17 protein-coding genes and 1 pseudogene are annotated in these 18520 nt (G+C 60.8%); 13 read left to right on the plus strand and 5 right to left on the minus strand.

Features of this window, described 5'->3' with window-relative positions; all coding sequences use genetic code 11:
• Window positions 1-1149, plus strand: a complete 1149-nt coding sequence (gene solA, locus AB8B29_RS20325; protein ID WP_037192664.1) for an N-methyl-L-tryptophan oxidase — start codon at window positions 1-3, stop codon at window positions 1147-1149.
• Window positions 1150-1245: 96 nt separating this feature from the next.
• Here solA and AB8B29_RS20330 read toward each other — a convergent pair whose 3' ends face one another.
• Window positions 1246-1764 carry a cytochrome b gene (locus AB8B29_RS20330; RefSeq protein ID WP_037192662.1) on the minus strand — a complete coding sequence of 173 codons (519 nt, stop codon included), beginning with the start codon at window positions 1762-1764 and terminating at the stop codon, window positions 1246-1248.
• Window positions 1765-1872: 108 nt separating this feature from the next.
• Window positions 1873-2016 (minus strand): annotated as a pseudogene (locus AB8B29_RS20335) (aldehyde dehydrogenase family protein); the annotation flags it as partial.
• 547 nt (window positions 2017-2563) lie between these two features.
• On the opposite strand from AB8B29_RS20335, the gene AB8B29_RS20340 reads away from it, so the two are divergent.
• The gene (locus AB8B29_RS20340; RefSeq protein ID WP_037192656.1) at window positions 2564-3181 is read left to right on the plus strand and encodes an O-methyltransferase; all 618 of its coding nucleotides are present in this window, start codon (window positions 2564-2566) and stop codon (window positions 3179-3181) included.
• 45 nt (window positions 3182-3226) lie between these two features.
• Here AB8B29_RS20340 and AB8B29_RS20345 read toward each other — a convergent pair whose 3' ends face one another.
• Both AB8B29_RS20345 and AB8B29_RS20350 read right to left on the minus strand, forming a co-directional pair.
• On the minus strand, window positions 3227-3985 hold the full coding sequence (locus tag AB8B29_RS20345) for an alpha/beta fold hydrolase (protein ID WP_037192654.1): 759 nt from the start codon (window positions 3983-3985) through the stop codon (window positions 3227-3229).
• A gap of 46 nt (window positions 3986-4031) precedes the next feature.
• Complete coding sequence (locus AB8B29_RS20350; protein ID WP_037192651.1) at window positions 4032-5798, minus strand: cytochrome c biogenesis protein DipZ; 1767 nt, start codon at window positions 5796-5798, stop codon at window positions 4032-4034.
• Window positions 5799-6193: 395 nt separating this feature from the next.
• Here AB8B29_RS20350 and AB8B29_RS20355 point away from each other — a divergent pair, with 395 nt between their 5' ends.
• The 8 genes from AB8B29_RS20355 (at window position 6194) to AB8B29_RS20390 (ending at window position 13270) form a co-directional block, all read left to right on the plus strand.
• Complete coding sequence (locus AB8B29_RS20355; protein ID WP_037192649.1) at window positions 6194-7243, plus strand: alpha/beta fold hydrolase; 1050 nt, start codon at window positions 6194-6196, stop codon at window positions 7241-7243.
• Between the two features lie 96 nt (window positions 7244-7339).
• On the plus strand, window positions 7340-8080 hold the full coding sequence (locus AB8B29_RS20360) for a response regulator (RefSeq protein WP_037192647.1): 741 nt from the start codon (window positions 7340-7342) through the stop codon (window positions 8078-8080).
• Complete coding sequence (locus AB8B29_RS20365) at window positions 8077-9399, plus strand: sensor histidine kinase (protein WP_037192645.1); 1323 nt, start codon at window positions 8077-8079, stop codon at window positions 9397-9399. Before AB8B29_RS20360 ends, AB8B29_RS20365 begins: the two co-directional genes overlap by 4 nt.
• A gap of 188 nt (window positions 9400-9587) precedes the next feature.
• Window positions 9588-10004, plus strand: coding sequence for an organic hydroperoxide resistance protein (locus tag AB8B29_RS20370; RefSeq protein WP_037192642.1), 417 nt, complete (start codon window positions 9588-9590; stop codon window positions 10002-10004).
• Between the two features lie 345 nt (window positions 10005-10349).
• On the plus strand, window positions 10350-11081 hold the full coding sequence (minC, locus tag AB8B29_RS20375) for a septum site-determining protein MinC (RefSeq protein WP_037192639.1): 732 nt from the start codon (window positions 10350-10352) through the stop codon (window positions 11079-11081).
• 29 nt (window positions 11082-11110) lie between these two features.
• Complete coding sequence (minD, locus tag AB8B29_RS20380; protein ID WP_037192637.1) at window positions 11111-11926, plus strand: septum site-determining protein MinD; 816 nt, start codon at window positions 11111-11113, stop codon at window positions 11924-11926.
• Window positions 11923-12183, plus strand: coding sequence for a cell division topological specificity factor MinE (gene minE, locus AB8B29_RS20385; protein WP_037192635.1), 261 nt, complete (start codon window positions 11923-11925; stop codon window positions 12181-12183). Before minD ends, minE begins: the two co-directional genes overlap by 4 nt.
• A 307-nt stretch (window positions 12184-12490) precedes the next feature.
• Window positions 12491-13270 (plus strand): polysaccharide deacetylase family protein, encoded by a 780-nt coding sequence (locus AB8B29_RS20390; RefSeq protein WP_092573631.1) that lies wholly within the window; start codon window positions 12491-12493, stop codon window positions 13268-13270.
• Window positions 13271-13291: 21 nt separating this feature from the next.
• Here AB8B29_RS20390 and AB8B29_RS20395 read toward each other — a convergent pair whose 3' ends face one another.
• On the minus strand, window positions 13292-13894 hold the full coding sequence (locus AB8B29_RS20395; RefSeq protein ID WP_037192633.1) for a TetR/AcrR family transcriptional regulator: 603 nt from the start codon (window positions 13892-13894) through the stop codon (window positions 13292-13294).
• A gap of 111 nt (window positions 13895-14005) precedes the next feature.
• Here AB8B29_RS20395 and AB8B29_RS20400 point away from each other — a divergent pair, with 111 nt between their 5' ends.
• The 3 genes from AB8B29_RS20400 (at window position 14006) to AB8B29_RS20410 (ending at window position 18500) form a co-directional block, all read left to right on the plus strand.
• Entirely contained in the window at window positions 14006-14695 is a 690-nt protein-coding gene (locus AB8B29_RS20400) for a PspA/IM30 family protein (RefSeq protein WP_037192631.1), read from the plus strand.
• A 37-nt stretch (window positions 14696-14732) separates the two neighbouring features.
• Window positions 14733-15014 (plus strand): YiaA/YiaB family inner membrane protein, encoded by a 282-nt coding sequence (locus tag AB8B29_RS20405; protein ID WP_034506376.1) that lies wholly within the window; start codon window positions 14733-14735, stop codon window positions 15012-15014.
• A gap of 90 nt (window positions 15015-15104) precedes the next feature.
• Window positions 15105-18500 carry an acyl-[ACP]--phospholipid O-acyltransferase gene (locus tag AB8B29_RS20410; RefSeq protein WP_037192627.1) on the plus strand — a complete coding sequence of 1132 codons (3396 nt, stop codon included), beginning with the start codon at window positions 15105-15107 and terminating at the stop codon, window positions 18498-18500.
• Window positions 18501-18520 lie beyond the last annotated feature (20 nt).

The raw sequence follows: 18520 nt of genomic DNA on the forward strand, positions 1-18520 counted from the left end.
ATGTCCGTGGAATTCGACGTCGCCGTCATCGGTCTTGGCGCGATGGGGAGCGCGGCATTGTCGTCTGCCGCTGCGCGTGGCGCAAAGGCGATCGGCATAGAAGCGCATTTTCCGGCGCATGCGCTCAGTTCCTCCCATGGCGACAGCCGGCTGATCCGCCTCGGCTACTTCGAGGATCCGTCCTATGTCCCCTTGCTAAAACGCGCCTATGAAAACTGGCGCTCGCTGGCGGCACGGCTGCGCGCCGAAATATTGACTGTTACCGGCGTCCTGCAGATCGGAGCGCCCGAGAGCAAGATCGTCAGCGGCACGCGCGCTTCCTGCGAGATGCATGGACTGCCTCATGAACTGCTCGACAAGGGTGCCATGAAACGCCGTTTCCCGGCCTTCGAGCTTGAGGATGGTGAAGTCGGCCTGCTCGACCCGCAGGGCGGCTATGTCAGACCCGAGGCCGCGATCATGGGCTATCTGAAGCTTGCGGCCGAAGACGGAGCGGCGCTACATTTCGGCGAGCGGGTCGTTGCCATTGAGCCTGACGATGCAGGCGTGACGATTGTTTCCACGACAGGACGATATCGCGCTCGCAAGGTGATCGTCGCGACCGGCGCATGGATTGCCGAACTTGTGCCGCAACTGAGGCCCCATGCCCAGCCGATCCGCCAAGTGGTCGCCTGGTATCAGCCCAGGGACGGCTTCGTCGCCGAGCCGCAGCGCATGCCCTGCTTTCTGCGGGACGAGGGCGCCAACGGTTCCTTCTTCGGTTTTCCGGCGATCGGCATCGATGGCGTCAAGGTTGGCCGCCATGCGCATTTCAGGGAACCTATCGATCCCGAGGCGCCCAATCCGGCTGTCAACGACACCGATACGGCGCTGCTTGACGGCTTCGTCGCCAAGCGTCTGCCGGATGCAGCATCATTTCGGGTGCGGGCGACGACCTGCCGCTACACCATGCTGCCGAGCGAAGACTTTCTGATCGACACGCTGCCGGGGCAGCCGAACGTGGTGGTTTCCTCGGCCTGCTCCGGTCACGGCTTCAAGTTTACAAGCATTGTCGGCGAGATTCTCGCCGATCTGGCGCTTCAGGGCGCAAGCGCATTGCCGACGGACTTGTTCTCTTTCGAGAAGCATTTTGGCGGCCGCATGATATAAGCGGCCATCCCGAGGATTCCAGAGCGGTTACGCGTTTCACGGGATCGCCTGACCGCTCTATGCTATTGTTTTTACGCAATTCCGGGCGGAAAACCGCTACGCACTTTTCCTGGAATTGCTCTCGCCGATCGTCATCCGCCGCAGGACGTCCGATCTGAAATAGAAGTGCTGAACGAGCGCGCCGAATATGTGCAGGACGACGACGATCCAAAGCAACATTTTCATAAGTCCGCCGTGGACGGAGCCTGCCGTGTCGACGCCGAGATAGTAAGCCGCAATCCCCGACACCGGCATCGCGAAGATCAGGACATAGAGCAACACATGCGTCACGTGCGCGATGTGATGCAGGAATGCCGGCTGACCATTCGGCTTTTCGGGAGCATCGGAGGAGAAGCGCACAGCCAGCCGAACGATCGCGAGCAACAGGACCGCGATGCCGGCATAGGCGTGGATATTGGCGCTGGCGATGTCGCCAGGCGAGGGCGTCTGGCCACGATGGACCAGGTGACGCCATGCATTCATGCCGTCGGGAAACAGCAGATTGAAAAAAACGAGTAGGGCAACAAGCCAATGGAGCAGGCGCTGCGGAACGGAATAAGCGGATCGGGCAGGCATCAGATTCCCTTAGATTGGAATTACCCTACGACTAGAGCATGATTATAACAGGAACCTGAACGCGATCTACCTGACCCGCGGTTGCCATCCGCGACGCCCGCATCGGTATCAACTCAAGACGGCACGAGGTTCGAGAAACGATTCCAGGCCGTATGAGCCGGATTCGCGGCCCATGCCGGATTGCTTGAAGCCGCCAAAGGGTGCGAGCGGTTCATGCGGTGCACCGTTGATGACGACGCGGCCCGCCTCGATCGCGCTCATTTCCGATGAGCTTGATGACCATGGTGGCGGCCGCCGCGGTTGGCGGGGCTCGCCTATATCAGCGAAGCAGTCACCGCCGCTCATGTCACGACAGGCAAATTGATCACCGTTCTGGAGGATTGGAGCCCGCCCTATCCGGGGCACAGCCCCTATTTCGCCCAGCGGCGCCAGATGCCGGCAAGGCTTCGTGTCCTGATAGATCTCATTCGTGAGCGGAATCTCTCTCGTGGGTCGCGGTTGGAAGATTAAATTTCAGACATATATCTCGATATATCTTGAGTGCGGATATATAGAAATATATCCCTATCGCCTGAAACATCATCACGACGATCCCTCTGAGGATGAGCGCGAGTTCCTCAAGCGTCGCAGACACAAGCATCACCATAGTAGACGGGCGGCAAGCAGCTGTTTTGACTGCGGCGAGCGACTGCTGCTCACGCGATCGTTGCCGCTTTGGATGAGGCGGCCTGCACCATGGCGCGCTGTTAGAACACGTCGGCGACCGCTGGCGAAGAATCAACTCACGCAGGAGTTTGTCATGGACAAGAAGATCAAAGCCGTTCTCGAGAGCTACCACGTCCTTATTCGCGAAGAGCAAAGCAAGCCGAGAGAGATGCCGCCGGGCGGGCGAGATGGCGGTCAAGATCGCCGGCTGAGGGCCGTTGGACCGGAGACCGGCCGCTTTCTCAACATAGTCGCGAAAAGCCTGAAAGCTCCTACCATTCTGGAGCTCGGCACCTCCTTCGGCTATTCCGGCATTTGGCTCGCCGACGCTGCGCGCGCAAGCGGCGGAAGGCTTATCTCAATGGAATTCCACGCCTACAAGACCGAGTTCGCCAAGGAAATGGCTGACAAGGCAGGCCTGTCGGAACATATCGATTTCCAGATCGGCGACGCGGTCGAGATGATCAAGGCATTGCCTTCGGGCGTCGACTTCGTCCTCGTCGACTTGTGGAAGGATCTCTACGTCCCCTGCCTGGAAGCTTTCTATCCCAAGCTCAATCCCGGCGCGATCATCGTTGCCGACAACATGCTGATGCCGGGCAACGAAGACGTAAAACGCTATGGCGAGGCCGTTCGCGCCAAGCCGGGAATAACCTCCGTGCTCCTGCCTGTCGGTTCAGGGATCGAAGTCAGCCGATACGATCCAGTATAAAGAGCGGGCGGCGGCCCCGTTCATGAGGCGGCCGCCGGTTTGGCTTTACTTGCTTGCGTCCTTGGCCGCCTTTTCGATGACGGCGGCGACTTTCTCAGGTTGGGAGGCAAAGACGGCGTGGCTCGCCTTGATTTCGGTCACCTCGCTGCCCGCCCGCTTTGCCATGTCCCGCTCAAGCTCGGGATTGATGGAGCGATCGTCGCTTGCCACGATCGACCAGCTCTTCTTCGATCGCCAGGCCGGATCATCAACCTTTGCAGTAAAGGCTGCCTTGGCGGCAAACACCTGCGATTTCGCCATGAAGTCGGCTTCATCCTTGGGAAGGTCCGCGGCGAAATCGGCAGCGAAAGTTGCCGGGTCGAGATAGAGATATTGGCCGTCCTTCGTCTCGCGGATATTCATGCTGCCCGCCGGCTTGGAGCTCGCGAGACCGATCAGGCTCTCGCCCTTTTCAGGCTGAAATGCTGCGACATAGACGAGCCCCGCGACATCGGGCCGGTTCCCCGCCTCGGTGATGACCATGCCGCCATAGCTGTGGCCGACGAGCAGGCTGGGCCCGTTCTGCAGATCGAGCACGCGGTTCGTTGCCGCAACGTCGTCGGCAAGTGAAGTTATGGGCTCCTGAACGATCGAGACGTTGAAGCCGTGCTTTTCGAGGATCTCGGTGGTCTTGCGCCAGCCGGATCCATCGGCGAGCGCGCCGTGGACGATGACGATGTTCTTGATCTCGGCAGCCTGGGCTGCAAACGCCATGGTGCTTGCGGCGAGGCCAAGTGCGACGACGGAAAGAAAGCGGTTGTTCATGGGTAGGACTCCTGTCGGTAAAGGTTGATGCGGGGTTGGGGAGGGTTCATCCGAAGGTGAAGGCGTAGGCCTGGACCCCCGGATCGAGGAAGCGGATTTCGAAGTTGCGTGCCATGACGTCGCCGGACTGGCGAACGAGCTGGTAGAGTTTGGTTCCTGTAACGGTCCCGTTTCCGGCAGCATCGATATCCGAGCCGTGGTCAGCACCCGGCGCCTTTCCATCGACGGTCACCTGGAAGCGGATCGGTTTGCCGTCCGCCGCCGGCCCGAGAACGAGATGCAGATCGCGGGCGCTGAAGCGGTAGCTTATGCCGCCGCCTGCCTTGTCGAGCGATGCCTGCTCGGGGCCGACTGTCCATGTGCCTGCCAATCCCCATTGGTTGAGGCCCGGATTGGCAATCGAATAGTCGGCGGCGGTATCGGCCTTCAGGTTCTCGGGGGAGACGAAACCCGTCGCCTGCCTGTAGCCGACATAGGTTTCGCCGGAGCGGATGTCGCCGAGATCGGGGCTGGCCTCTGCACCCTTTGCATCCGGTACGACAGGGGCGCTCTGCGCCATGTCGCTGCCTGCCTCGCGCAGAAGATCCTGGATCGCCTGCTCGGTCTGGGGATAGTTGCCCTCGCCAAAATGCTGGTAGCGGATCTGTCCCTTGGCATCGATCAGGTAATGGGCAGGCCAGTAGTTGTTCTCGAAGGCACGCCAGATGCGATAGTCGTTGTCGATAGCGACCGGGTAGCCGATCTTGAAGTCGGCGATCGCCTTCTTGACGTTATCGACATTCTTCTCGAAGGCGAATTCGGGAGCATGGACGCCGATGACGACGAGGCCATGGTCCTTATATTTTTCCGCCCAGGCACGAACATAGGGGATGGTACGGATGCAGTTGATGCAGGAATAGGTCCAGAAGTCGACGAGCACGACCTTGCCGCTAAGCTCAGCAGTGGTCAGCGGCGGCGAGTTCAGCCAAGTCACGGCGCCGTCGAGCGAGGGGGCCGGTCCTTCAATCGGAAGATTGCTGTGGAACGGTCGCGCCGCATCGCCGACTTCGATATTGCTGGCCATCTCGGTCGGCGCGCTATCTGTGGACTTCGCATGCAGCCGCTCCAGCAAGGCCTGCTCAAACGAGCCGGTGCTTGCATAGGACAGCCGGGCGAGAAGGCCGGTGTCGAGGCCGAGAGCGATGGCTGCGACCCCTGCCAGGACGGCCGCGCCGGCCAATTGGCGGATGCGCTCGCTGATCCCGAGCGAGTGCTTCATACGGGCAAAGATCTTGCCGCCGGCGAAGAGGGCGACGGCGAGCGAAGTTGCCGCACCGGCACCATAGGCAAGCAGAAGGAATGTCGTCTGCAGGTTGGCGCCCTTCAGGGCAGCTCCGGTGAGCACAAGCCCGAGGATCGGCCCGGCACAGGGGGCCCATAGCAGCCCCGTCGCAATACCCAGCACGAAGGAGCTCCGGACGCTCGATGTGGCGCCGCCTTTGCCTACGGCGTTCAGAAGATTGTTGCCGAGGTCGACAACCGGCCGGGAAAGCAGGCTCGACACGCGCGGCGACAGCAGGCTGAGGCCGAAGAGTGCAAGCAGCAAGATCGCGACAAGGCGACCATATTCATTGGCGCGAATGGCCCAACTACCGCCGACGGCGGCAAGCGTTGCGACCAGGGCAAAGGTGATCGCCATGCCCGCAAGCATCGGCAGCGTGCTCTTGGCGAAGGGCTGCCCGGCACGGGCGAAGACGAAGGGGAGAATAGGCAGGATGCACGGACTGAGGATCGTCAGCGCGCCACCGAGATAGGCAATGATGAGGAGCGTCATCGTCTTTGTTCCTTTAGAACGGATTGACCGGCTGCGGACGGCGACGTGCCGTGCTCAGCAGTGACGCTATCTGCGGCTGGCGACGTATCTCGAGTGTGTCTGATTGGAGGGGAGAATGTACCGAAACGTCGATGTCTTCGGCTTCGATACACTGCGATACAAACGAAACGATGCCAGCGCAGCAAGCCCCTTCTCCCCGCTGGGGAGAAGGGGTCGCGCCGCAACGACTTCATTTCATAAGCGATTACCCCGCGGCCAGGGGCGGCCGATTGTATCAGACTGTATCTGCGCCGCCGGAAGCTACATGGGCATTCAAAATCGGGCGGCTAACGACACACCGGCGATACATGCGGCCGGCTTTCTTGCCCTCAACATCCATTCCACAGGAGAGACTGATGTACGAGGAAATCAACCATAATCGCCGCCGCTTTTTTGGCGTCGCCGCAGTCGCCGTTGCTGCCGCCGAATTCGGCCTCCCGACCATCGCCGCCGCGCAGCAGCCGAAGGCTTCTGTTGCCGTACCCGCCGTCAAGGCCGGCACTCACACGTCCTTCGGTGCGCTGAAGCAGATCGATGCGGGCGTACTCGATATCGGCTATGCCGAGGCCGGCCCGGCAAATGGTCCGGTCGTATTGCTGCTCCATGGCTGGCCTTACGATATCTATAGCTTCGTCGATGTCGCGCCGGTGCTGGCCGACGCCGGCTATCGTGTCATCATCCCCTATCTGCGTGGCTATGGCAGCACCAGGTTCCTTTCGAGCCAGACCCCGCGCAACGGCCAGCAGGCTGCTCTTGCTGCCGACATGATCGCGCTTCTCGATGCTTTGAAGATCGAAAAGGTCGTCGTTGCCGGTTATGACTGGGGCGCTCGCACCGCCGACATCATGGCGGCACTCTGGCCCGAGCGTTGCAAGGCGCTGGTGTCGGTCAGCGGCTATCTGATCGGCAGCCAGGAGATCAACCGCAAGCCCCTGCCGCCGAAGGCCGAGCTTGCCTGGTGGTATCAGTTCTATTTCGCCACCGAGCGCGGCCGCCTCGGCTACCAGGAAAACCGGCACGAATTCGCAAAGCTGATCTGGCGCACCGCTTCGCCGCAATGGGCCTTCGACGATGCGACCTACGACCGGTCGGCTGCGGCTTTCGACAATCCCGACCATGTCGAGGTCGTCATCCATAATTACCGCTGGCGCCTTGGCCTCGTCGAAGGCGAGGCGAAGTACGATGCCTATGAAAAGACACTGGCCGCCGGACCTGTGATCTCGATCCCGACCATCACCATGGAAGGCGATGCGAACGGCGCACCTCACCCGGAACCGTCAGCTTATCGGGCCAAGTTCTCGGGCAAGTACGAGCACCGCACGATCACCGGCGGCATTGGGCACAATCTTCCCCAGGAAGCGCCGCAGGCGTTTGCGCAGGCTGTGATAGATGTTGATCGTTTCTAGTTCGGCGATAGTGTGCGGGGAGGCGCTGGCATATGCCGGCGCCTCGAAGAATGTTCGTAGGCTGACACTTACGATAGTGATTGAGTGAGAAGACAAATGGAGCATATCGACCACATCCTGATCGTCGATGACGACCGTGAAATCCGCGAGCTGGTGTCGAGCTATCTGACGAAGAACGGCTTGAGGACGACGACAGCGGCCGATGGCCGCCAGATGCGCAGTTTTCTCGAGGCCAATTCGGTCGATCTGATCGTGCTCGATGTCATGATGCCGGGTGACGATGGCTTGGTGCTTTGCCGTGAGCTTCGCTCGGGAAAGCATAAGGCGACGCCTGTTCTGATGCTGACGGCGCGCAGCGACGAGATGGACCGGATCCTCGGGCTCGAAATGGGCGCCGACGATTACCTGCCCAAGCCGTTCGCCGCCCGCGAGCTTCTCGCCCGCATCAAGGCCGTGCTCAGGCGCACGCGAATGCTGCCACCCAACCTGCAGATCAGCGAAGCCGGGCAATTGCTCGCCTTCGGCGACTGGCGGCTCGATACAGTCGGCCGCCACCTTCTCGATCGGGACGGAACGGAAATCGCCTTGAGCGGCGCCGAATACCGCCTGCTTCGCGTCTTCATCGATCACCCGCAGCGGGTGCTCAATCGCGACCAGCTGCTGAACCTCACCCAGGGCCGGGATGCCGATCTGTTCGATCGGTCGATAGATCTGCTCGTCAGCCGGCTTCGCCAGCGTTTGGGCGACGATGCGCGCGAACCGACCTACATCAAGACGGTCCGCAGCGAGGGGTATGTCTTCTCCGTTCCGGTCGAGATCGCGGAGCTGCGCCCATGAGCACGGCGGCCCTGTTGGGCCGGAGCCTATCGTGGCCCAGCACCCTGCGCTCGCGCATTTCAATGATTCTGCTGGTCGGACTTGCGATCGCTTACGGGCTTTCCTTCAGCGTGCTCTATCTCGAGCGCTACATGTCGGCAAAGGCCGTCATGCTCGGTACGCTGGAGAGCGATGTCGCGACGTCGATCGCGGTGCTTGACCGTTTGCCGGCCGACGAGAGGGCCGGCTTCGTCGATTGGCTCAGCCGCGGCAATTACCATTTCGAGCTGGGGCCGGGGCTACCGGGCGTGCCGGATACCTCGGGTCATGGCGCAGAAATTGCCGCCAAGATCGAGGATGCCGTCGGCCACCGTTTTCCGATTCACATCGAATCGATACCTGGCCCGATCGCACGCCTGCAGGCGCATCTGAATTTGAGCGACGGCAGCCCTTTGACGATCGACGTCACGCCGAAGGGCATCATGCCGATCGCTTCCTGGCTGCCTTACGTCTTCGTGGTGCAGATGCTGGTCATCGTGCTGTGTACGTGGTTTGCCGTTCGTCTGGCGATCCGCCCGCTCGCCGAGCTCGCTGCAGCCGCCGACGCGCTCGATCCCAATAAGAAGGGAGAGGCATTGAACGATCGGGGGCCAAGCGAGGTCGCCCATGCCGCCAAGGCCTTCAATGCGATGCGGGATCGAATCGCGCATTATCTTGAAGAGCGCGTGCAGATTCTTGCGGCGATCTCCCACGATCTGCAGACGCCGATCACCCGCATGCGCCTGCGCGCTGACATCGCCGACGAATCGCCCGAGAAAACGAAGCTGCTGCAGGATCTCGGCGAAATCGAGCGGCTGGTGCAGGATGGCATCGCCTATGCGCGCAGCGCCCACGGCAACGGCGAGAAGAGCTCCCGCATCGATCTCGCCTCCTTCATCGAAAGCATTTGTTATGACTATCAGGATACCGGCAAATCGGTCGAGATTCTCGGCCTGATTCAGGGAACAGTGGCGACAAAACCGCATGCCCTTCGCCGCATCCTCACCAACTTCATCGACAATGCCCTGAAGTTCGCCGGGGCAGCGGAAATTTCCGTGGAACGCAGGGATACAGGCGACGTCGTCATAACGGTCCTCGATCGCGGCCCGGGCATTCCGCCAGACCAGATAGAATCGGCCATGCAGCCGTTCTTCCGGCTGGAGCAATCGCGCAACCGCAATACGGGCGGCACAGGGCTTGGCCTTGCGATAGCCCAGCAATTGGCCCAGACGCTTGGCGGCTCCGTCAGGCTCTACAATCGCGACGGCGGCGGACTGGCTGCTGAAGTCGCGATCGCCTGATGTCCTGCCAAAAGATTTTCAGCGTCTTTGTAAGCAATTGTGTCCGGCCGATATGGGTGTACGTTCCGTGACATTTCCGGCGATTTCGGAAACATGCAGGATACGTCGGTCCATCAAAAACCACTCCGTCAACGGACGTCGCCCCAGACGACACAACAAAGCGGGCGACGCAACAAAAGGAGTGTTCCATGACGAAGATCGACAAGGTTCTCTACACCGCCAAAACCCATACCATCGGTGGCCGCGATGGCTCCGCGCGCAGCGATGACAGCCAACTGGATGTCCAGCTTTCGCCTCCCGGCAGCGCCCACGCCGGCACCAACCCCGAGCAGCTTTTCGCGGCCGGATGGTCGGCATGCTTCATCGGCGCGATGGGCCTTGCCGCTGGCAAGCGGAAGATCAAGCTCCCGGCCGATCTTGCGGTCGATGCAGAAGTGGATCTGGGGACTACGGAAGGTGCCTATTTCCTGCAGGCACGCTTGACTGTCAGCATGCCCGGCATCGAACCCGACCTGGCAAGGACGCTCGTCGAAGAAGCACACCAGACCTGCCCATATTCGAAGGCGACCCGCGGCAACATCAATGTCGAACTGAAGCTCGCCTGAGCATCGCTTAAGCGTTGATATTGCGCGCCGCTCGCTTGAATGCGCGGCGCGCAATGTCGTTGTCGACACCGCAAAATTTAACCTGCGGGGCCGCCTCCGCGTTCGCGGGATGATGCGGATCGGTTCCGGCCCCGCATCTGGAGAGCCTCATGAGACCAATTATTCTTCTTCTCGCCGCAGCAGCCATATTTGCCGCGCCGTGCGTCTACGATCCTGGTTCGAAAGAGCTTTCGCCGCTTGCGAGCATTGCTGCCGTATGGGGCGGATCAAGCCTAAATCACAGCGGACGTTAACCAACTGTTAACCATGTCAACGGTACACAAGGTCAACGATTTATTCACATAGATGACCAAAGTGCTAACAGACGCTCGCTCGATCCGTATCAAGGGCCGCTCTTTTCTTGCGGTCATGCTTTCGCCCGATCTGCCGCTGGACCAGTGGTTGATAAGGCTCGATGACCTTGCAGCCCGTTCGGCCGGCTTCTTTCTGGGGCGGCCGGTCGTGCTCGATATAACCGATCTGCCGATCGATCGTGCGCAGCTCAAGGAGCTGATCGGCGAGCTTGCCGCCCGCAATGTCAGCATCATGGGCATCGAGGGCGGACGTCCGTCCATCGTCGGGGCCGGCATGCCGCCGGTGCTGAAGGGCGGTCGTCCGGCAGCCGATTTCGAGGTGACCGAGACCGACCCGGTCGTCGAACGGCGAAACAGCGAAAGCAAGCCGGCGCCCGCCGAGGTTCGCCCGGTGACCCAATCGCTGATCATCCGCGAGCCGGTCCGTTCGGGCCAGTCGGTGATCTTTCCGGAGGGGGACGTCACCGTCATCGGATCGGTGGCGTCAGGCGCGGAAATCATCGCCGGAGGGTCCGTGCATATCTACGGCACCTTGCGCGGCCGGGCCATGGCCGGATCTATCGGCAATGCATCGGCGCGAATCTTTTGCCGCAAGCTCGAGGCCGAGCTGCTGGCGATCGATGGCATCTACAAAATGGCGGAAGACGTCACACCCGGCCTTCGCGGACAACCCGTCCAGCTCTGGCTGGATGGCGAGACGATCATGGCAGAAAAACTAATCTGAGCCGAAGCGGGCCAAAACAGGAGAGCGAGATGGGCAAGGTAATCGTCGTCACATCAGGCAAGGGCGGAGTTGGGAAGACGACTTCGACTGCCGCATTGGGGGCGGCTCTGGCGCAGAGAAACGAAAAGGTTGTCGTCGTCGATTTCGACGTCGGCCTCCGCAATCTCGACCTGGTGATGGGAGCCGAACGGCGCGTGGTCTACGATCTGGTCAACGTCATCCATGGCGATGCCAGGCTGCCGCAGGCCCTGATCCGCGACAAGCGGCTGGAAACGCTCTTCCTGCTGCCGGCTTCGCAAACGCGCGACAAGGACAACCTGACGCCCGAGGGTGTCGAGCGCGTCATCAATGAGCTCAAGAACCACTTCGACTGGGTCATCTGCGACAGCCCGGCCGGGATCGAGCGCGGCGCAACGCTTGCGATGCGGCACGCCGACGTCGCTGTTGTCGTCACCAATCCCGAGGTATCCTCGGTACGCGATTCCGATCGCATCATCGGCCTGCTGGACTCCAAGACGCTGAAGGCCGAGCGCGGCGAGCGCATGGAGAAGCACCTGCTGCTGACCCGCTATGATGCCGCCCGAGCAGAGCGTGGCGACATGCTGAAGGTCGATGACGTGCTGGAGATCCTCTCCATTCCCCTGCTCGGGATCATTCCGGAAAGCATGGATGTTCTTCGTGCTTCCAATATCGGTTCACCGGTCACGCTCGCGGATGCCCGCAGCGCGCCGGCTCTCGCCTATTTCGAAGCCGCACGTCGCCTTGCCGGCGAGCAGCTGCCGATCACCATCCCCGGCGAAAAGCGGGGCATCTTCGGCAAGATCTTCGCAAGGAGGGCCGCATGAACATTTTCGGACTGTTCCGCAAGCAGCAATCTGCACCCATGGCGCGCGAGCGCCTGCAGATTCTCCTTGCCCATGAACGTGCCTCGGTGGACTCTGATCTCGTATCCATTCTGCGCGAGGAAATCCTGGCCGTCATCGCCAAGCATGTTCAGGTCGATCGCGATAAGGTGCAGGTCAAGATGGATCGCGACGAGCATGTCTCCATGCTAGAGATCGATGTCGAGATTCCCAGGGACGCAGCCCTTCAGGCTGCCTGATTGAAGCGCGATATCGCGGTTATGCGAGGACGAAGCCGAAGGATTCTCCCTTTTGGCGGACCCTGAGCATTTCCCTGAAGTTCGCTCTTGCAAAATGCGCGATTCGCTATTATTTGCACGCCATCACCTGTATCGATGGCCTGCCGCGCTGACATTTCTGTGTCGACGCGGTGTTCGCTGTCCGGGTTAAAAGCAAGGGCGCTCCCCAGAAATGGGTCGAGCGCCCTTTGCTTTTCGGGGCGCCATGCTGCTTTCCTTGTCGGAAACGATATGCCAGTTTGCTGCAATGAAGCGGGAGGTTGCAGGCTTGGGCGGATTGAATTCCCTGTGGAATGCGGTGTTCAGATGGCTGCTTGCGGGCTTCTTCCTCACAGCCTGCGCCATCGGCGCCTCGGCCGCCGACCGGACGATCTACCTGACGTTTGACGATGGCCCCTTGCCGGGGACGAAAAACGTCCTTTCCGTGTTGAGTAAGGAAAATGTCCCGGCAGCCATGTTCATGGTCGGCCTGCATGTGGAAACCATCCCTGCGGGCCGCGATTTGCTGGCCGAGGCAAAGGCAATGCCGCTGGTGACGGTCGGCAATCACAGCTACACCCACGCCAACAATCGCTACAGGCAGTATTACTCCAACACCCAGGCTGTCGTCGCGGACATGCTTCACGCCAACCAGGTGCTCGGCCTCACGCCGATGGTGAATGCGCGATTGCCGGGCAGGGACGTCTTTCGGCTTCCGACTGTTTCCAGGGAGGATCTTTCCATCAACGTCGCCCAATGGGAGCGCGAATGGCTGGATTACGAGCTCGTCGCCGAAGCCGGCTTCTATCTCTATGGCTGGGATTTCGAATGGGTGCACAGCAATGACGGCAAGCCGGTGCAATCGGTGGACCATCTGATCAACGAAATCGATCACCTCTTTCAGTACGGCCGCTTTACCCAGCCCGGCAAGATGATCCTGCTCATGCATGATGAGATGTTTCAGGATCAATTCAATGGACAGGAAAACCTGCAGGCGCTTATCCGCACGCTTCGTCAGCGCGGCTACGCCTTCGGCGATATCAGGACATACGCGCCGTCAAATCCGTGAGTGCCCCAAACACGCATAGCGCTACCGCGCCGCGGCCCCTGCCGCGACCGTCAGGATGAAGTCGTCGAGTTCCTTTTCCAGGCTTTCGACGGGCAGGCCGACGAAGCGTCCCTCAAGGCTGATGCTGACGACGCCATGCACAGCTCCGAACAGCGTTCGGGCGCGAATGGCGCGGGCCGTCTCGGACATGGCGGGCTGCAGCTCGGCAAGCGGTTCGGCGATGATGCCCATCAGGAACATATGCTCTTCCAGATGCCATTCGGGGGTAGGGCGTTCGTCCGGCGGGCGATGGTCGAAGAGCGCCTTCCATAGATTGCGGTTGGTGACTGCGAATCGCAAATAGCCGCGTGCAAGGTTGCGCAGCCGATCCGCCGGCGTTCGGTCCTTGACCTCAGCCAGAGCAAGAGAAGCCTCCAGCGCTTTCAATGTCGCCGAATTGACGTGGATGACGAGATCGTCGAGATCGGCAAAGACGGTATAGAGCCCTCCGAGAGCGCAGCCGACATCCTGCGTGACATCGCGTGCTCGCAAGTTGGAGAGGCCATCGGCCGCGATGCGATGGCGCGCCGCCTCGATCAGCCGCAGCTTCAGATCCTCGCGCTTTTCCTGGGTTTTTCTCGCCATTAACCATTCCGATCCGATTTTTTGAACGTTGTTCAAAATTATCCTTGAACAACGTTCATGAGTCTGGCATATCTCTCTTCGTGAACATCGTTCATAAACGGGAGACGACAAATGTTCAATGTAATTCTGACGCTCATCCGCGGTCGGGCCTATGATACGGAGCAGGCGTTCATCGATCGCAACGCCATGCCTCTGCTTGCCCAGCAGATCCGCGATGCAGCCGGCGCCATTCAGTCGGCGCGGCGGGCGGTGGCAATCGCCGTCGCACAGAATGAGCAGGAAAACAGCCAGCACGCGGCGATCGTCGGTCGCATCGCGGATCTGGAAACCCGGGCCGTCGCGGCCCTGCAGAAGGGCAATGACGAACTCGCCCGGCAAGCGGCCGAGGCGATTGCCGAGCTTGAAGCCGAGCGCGATTCCTCCGAGAAGGCACAGGCGCAATTCGCCACGACGATCGCCAAGCTCAAGGCGACGGTCCGGTCCTCGGAGGCGCGCCTGCAGGGGTTACAGCGCGGCGAGCGCCTGGCGCGTGCGACCGAGCAGACACAGAAGCTCAATGCAGTCTGCAATGATGGCTCAGGTTTGGCGAACTTGGACGAAGCCGAGGAGACGCTGGCCCGTCTTCGCGCCTATCAGGATCGATGCGAAATTGCCACGTCAGCCCTGAAGGAAATGGACGCCGCAAACCGGCCCGCAATCATCATCGAAAAGCTCGCCAATGCCGGCTTCGGTGCACCGCTCGGTCCCTCGGCCGACGACGTGCTTGCCCGCCTGCGCGAGCGCATGAATTCAGCAGCCTGAAACCGAACACACCAAACATATTAGAGAGGGTACGATCATGAACGACAGCTTCCAGAAACATTCCCAGGCTTGGGTCAGCTTTTCCTATGTCTCCTTTGCCGCCGCCGCATTTATGCTCTTCGTCGGCCTTTACATGATGCCGATCGACCTATGGGGCAAAGGCTATCTCGCCATGGGCATCCTGATGCTGGTGCAGACGACGGTCAACGTTACCAAGACGGTTCGCGATAATTCCGAGGCTGACAAATTGATCCGCAAGGTGGAGGATGCCCGCACCGAGAAGCTTCTCGTTAAGTTCAATCGTGACGGTCAAGACTAACCTTTATTAACGACGCCATAGAGTTGTATTCGCGCTCAACCTTTGCGTAACCACTCTGTGGCGTCTTGTTCACTGAACAAGGGGAACGTCATGCAAACCCATTTGATGAGATCGAGGAAATTCGCGCCGCTGTTCTGGACGCAGTTCCTCACCGCCTTCAACGATAATTTTCTCAAGCAGACTTTGATTTTCGTTATTCTCGCGCAGATGGCAGCCGAGGGTGCCGCGCTGGTGACGCTGGCGGGCGGCATCTTTATCGTGCCGTTCCTGCTGCTTTCGGCGATTGCCGGCGAGCTCGCCGACAAATACGACAAGGCCAAGATAGCCGAGCTTCTGAAGCGCTGCGAACTCGTCGTCGCAGCCATCTCGGTGGTGGGCATCGCCTTCTCTTCCATCTGGATCCTGATGCTCGCCCTTTTCGGCTTCGGCGTCATCTCCTCGCTCTTCGGGCCGATCAAATACGGCATCCTGCCGGATCACCTCGCAAGCAGGGACCTTCCCAAGGCGAATGCCTGGATCGAGGGCGGAACCTTCATCGCCATTCTCACCGGCACGATGGTCTCGGCCGTCGCCTTCCGGCAGGGGGACAACGTCTGGATCTTCGGCCCGATGATGATGGGGCTTTCCGTCCTCTGCTGGTTTGCCGCACGCATGATCCCCTCAACCGGCTCCAAGGCGCCCGATCTTGTCGTCGATAGGAACGTCATCCGCTCCAGCTATCGGCTCGTCAATGAGCTTCGTGCAGACAGCCGTATCTGGCGTGCGTCGCTGATGAATTGCTGGTTCTGGTTCGTCGGAGCCTTCATCATGTCGATGCTGCCGATCATGGTGACTGACATTCTCGGCGGTTCGGAAATCGTCGTTCCCGCCTATCTGGCGATCTTTGCCATATCCGTCGCCATCGGCTCGGCCATCGCCGGCTGGATGGCCGCCGGCCGCATCGTGCTCCTGCCGGCGCCCGTGGGCATGTTGATCGTCGCGCTCTTCGGTCTCGATCTCGCCTGGAACCTTTGGGGTCTTCAGTCCAGCTCGCATGCCGAGTCCATTCTCGCCTTCTTCGAAGGGCCGAAGACAATCCGTGTCGCGGTCGATCTGGCCGGCATGGCAATCGGCGGCGCCTTCCTCGCCGTTCCCACCTTTGCCGCCATGCAGAGCTGGGCGAATGAGGACCGCCGCGCCCGCGTCATCGGCGCGGCAAACGTGCTGTCCGCACTCTTCATAGCGGTCGGCCTGGCGCTGGTGGCTGTGCTGCAGGCCGTCGGCTTGTCGATCCCGGTGATCGTCCTCAGCATCTCGGCGCTCAACGTCGTGATCGCCTGGGTGATGCTGAAGACGCTGCCGACCAATGCCTTCCGCGATCTCATCTCCATCATCTTCCGCGCGTTCATGCGGCTGGAAGTCGAGGGCCTGGAAAACATCCGCAAGGCCGGCCCGGCGCCGATCATCGCCCTCAACCATGTGAGCCTGCTCGACGGCGCGCTGGCGCTCGCCATCACCGAGGAAGAGCCGGTCTTCGCCATCGACTATGCCTTTGCCAAGAAGTGGTGGGTGCGTCCTCTGCTGACGAAGTGCAAGTTCCTGCCGCTCGATCCGACCAAGCCGATGGCGACGCGTTCCCTGATCAAGGTCATCCAGGACGGCAGCCCGGTCGGGATCTTCCCGGAGGGACGCCTGACGGTTACCGGCACGCTTATGAAGGTCTATGACGGCGCTGCCATGGTTGCCGACAAGACGGGCGCGATGATCGTGCCCGTTCGTATCGACGGTCTGGAAAAGAGCTATGCCTCTTATCTCACCTCGAGCCATGTCCGCCGCCGCCTCTTCCCCAAGGTCAAGGTAACGATCCTTGAGCCGGTGAAGCTCGACGTTCCCCTGGAACTGAAAGGCCGCAAGCGGCGCATCGCGGCCGGTGCTGCACTCTACCAGATCATGTCGGCGCTGATGTTCCGCACGGCGGATACCGATAATACCGTGCTTGGTCGCGTCATCGAAAGCGCCCATGAATACGGTGGCAAAAAACTGGCCGTAGAGGATCCGCTCTCCGGCAAGCTGTCCTATGCCAAGCTGCTCACCGGTGCCGCGGTGCTGGGTGCGAAATTCAAGAAGATGTTCCCGGCCGACAAGACCCTCGGCGTCATGCTGCCGAACGCCAATGGTACGGCTGCGACCGTGCTCGGCGTCATGTCGGCAGGCAAAGTGCCGGCCATGTTGAACTTCACCGCAGGCGCCGCCAATATCCTGTCCGCCTGCAAGACCGCCGAAGTCAGGCATATCCTTTGCTCGCGCGCCTTCGTCACGCAAGCCAAGCTTGGCCCCATTGTCGAGGAGCTTGAAAAGCAGGTCGAGTTCGTTTGGCTCGACGAGCTGCGCACGCAAATTACCTTCCTCGACAAGATCTTCGGCCTCATCCGCAAATATCGGCCGCTGGTCAAGCGCAGTGCCGATGATCCGGCCGTGATCCTCTTCACCTCGGGTTCGGAAGGTGCGCCGAAGGGTGTGGTGCTTACCCACCGCAACATCCTGTCGAACGCAGCCCAGGCGGCCTCGCGCATCGATTTCCATCCGGGCGACAAGGTGTTCAACATCCTGCCGATGTTCCACTCCTTCGGTCTGACGGCCGGCACCATCCTGCCGCTGGTCTCGGGCGTGCCGATTTTCCTCTATCCGTCGCCCCTGCACTATCGCATCGTGCCGGAGCTGATTTACGTCTCGAACGCCACCATCGTTTTCGGCACGGATACGTTCCTGAACGGCTATGCGCGCAGCGCTCATCCCTACGATCTTAGATCGATCCGCTACATCTTCTCCGGCGCCGAACCGGTGAAGGCCTCGACCCGCGAGGTCTATATGGAAAAGTTCGGCCTGCGCATCCTGGAAGGCTATGGCGTCACCGAGGCGGCCCCGGTCATCTCGCTGAACACGCCGATGTACAACCGCTCTGGGACGGTCGGCAAGATCATGCCGGGCATGGAATGGAAGCTCGAGCCGGTTGCCGGTATCGATGAGGGCGGGCGTCTGCTCATCCGCGGCGCCAATGTGATGGCCGGTTATATGCGCGCCGACAATCCCGGTGTCATCGAACCGCTGCCGGAGGGTTGGCATGATACCGGCGATATCGTCATCATCGACGAAGACGGTTTCGTGAAGATCCGCGGCCGGGCCAAGCGCTTCGCCAAGATCGGCGGCGAGATGATCTCGCTTGCCGCGGTCGAGACGCTTGCCGCCCAGCTCTGGCCCGGCGCGCTCAGCGTGGTCTCGGCCGTGCCTGATGCCAAGAAGGGTGAACGCGTCGTTCTCCTGACCGATCAGCCGAATGCCACGCGAAGCGAGTTCCTGGCCTTTGCCAAGGCGAAGGGCGCCACCGAGATGATGGTCCCGGCCGAGGTGACCGTCGGCAAGGTCCCCGTCCTCGGTTCCGGCAAGATCGATTTCGTGACGGCGCGGGCGATGGCGCTGGAAAGCATTTCGGAATCGCAAGCGGCCTAACGCTTCATGACCCCACGAAT

Source organism: Rhizobium sp. 11_C7_N12_5, assembly GCF_051811145.1.
Lineage (GTDB): Bacteria > Pseudomonadota > Alphaproteobacteria > Rhizobiales > Rhizobiaceae > Rhizobium > Rhizobium lusitanum.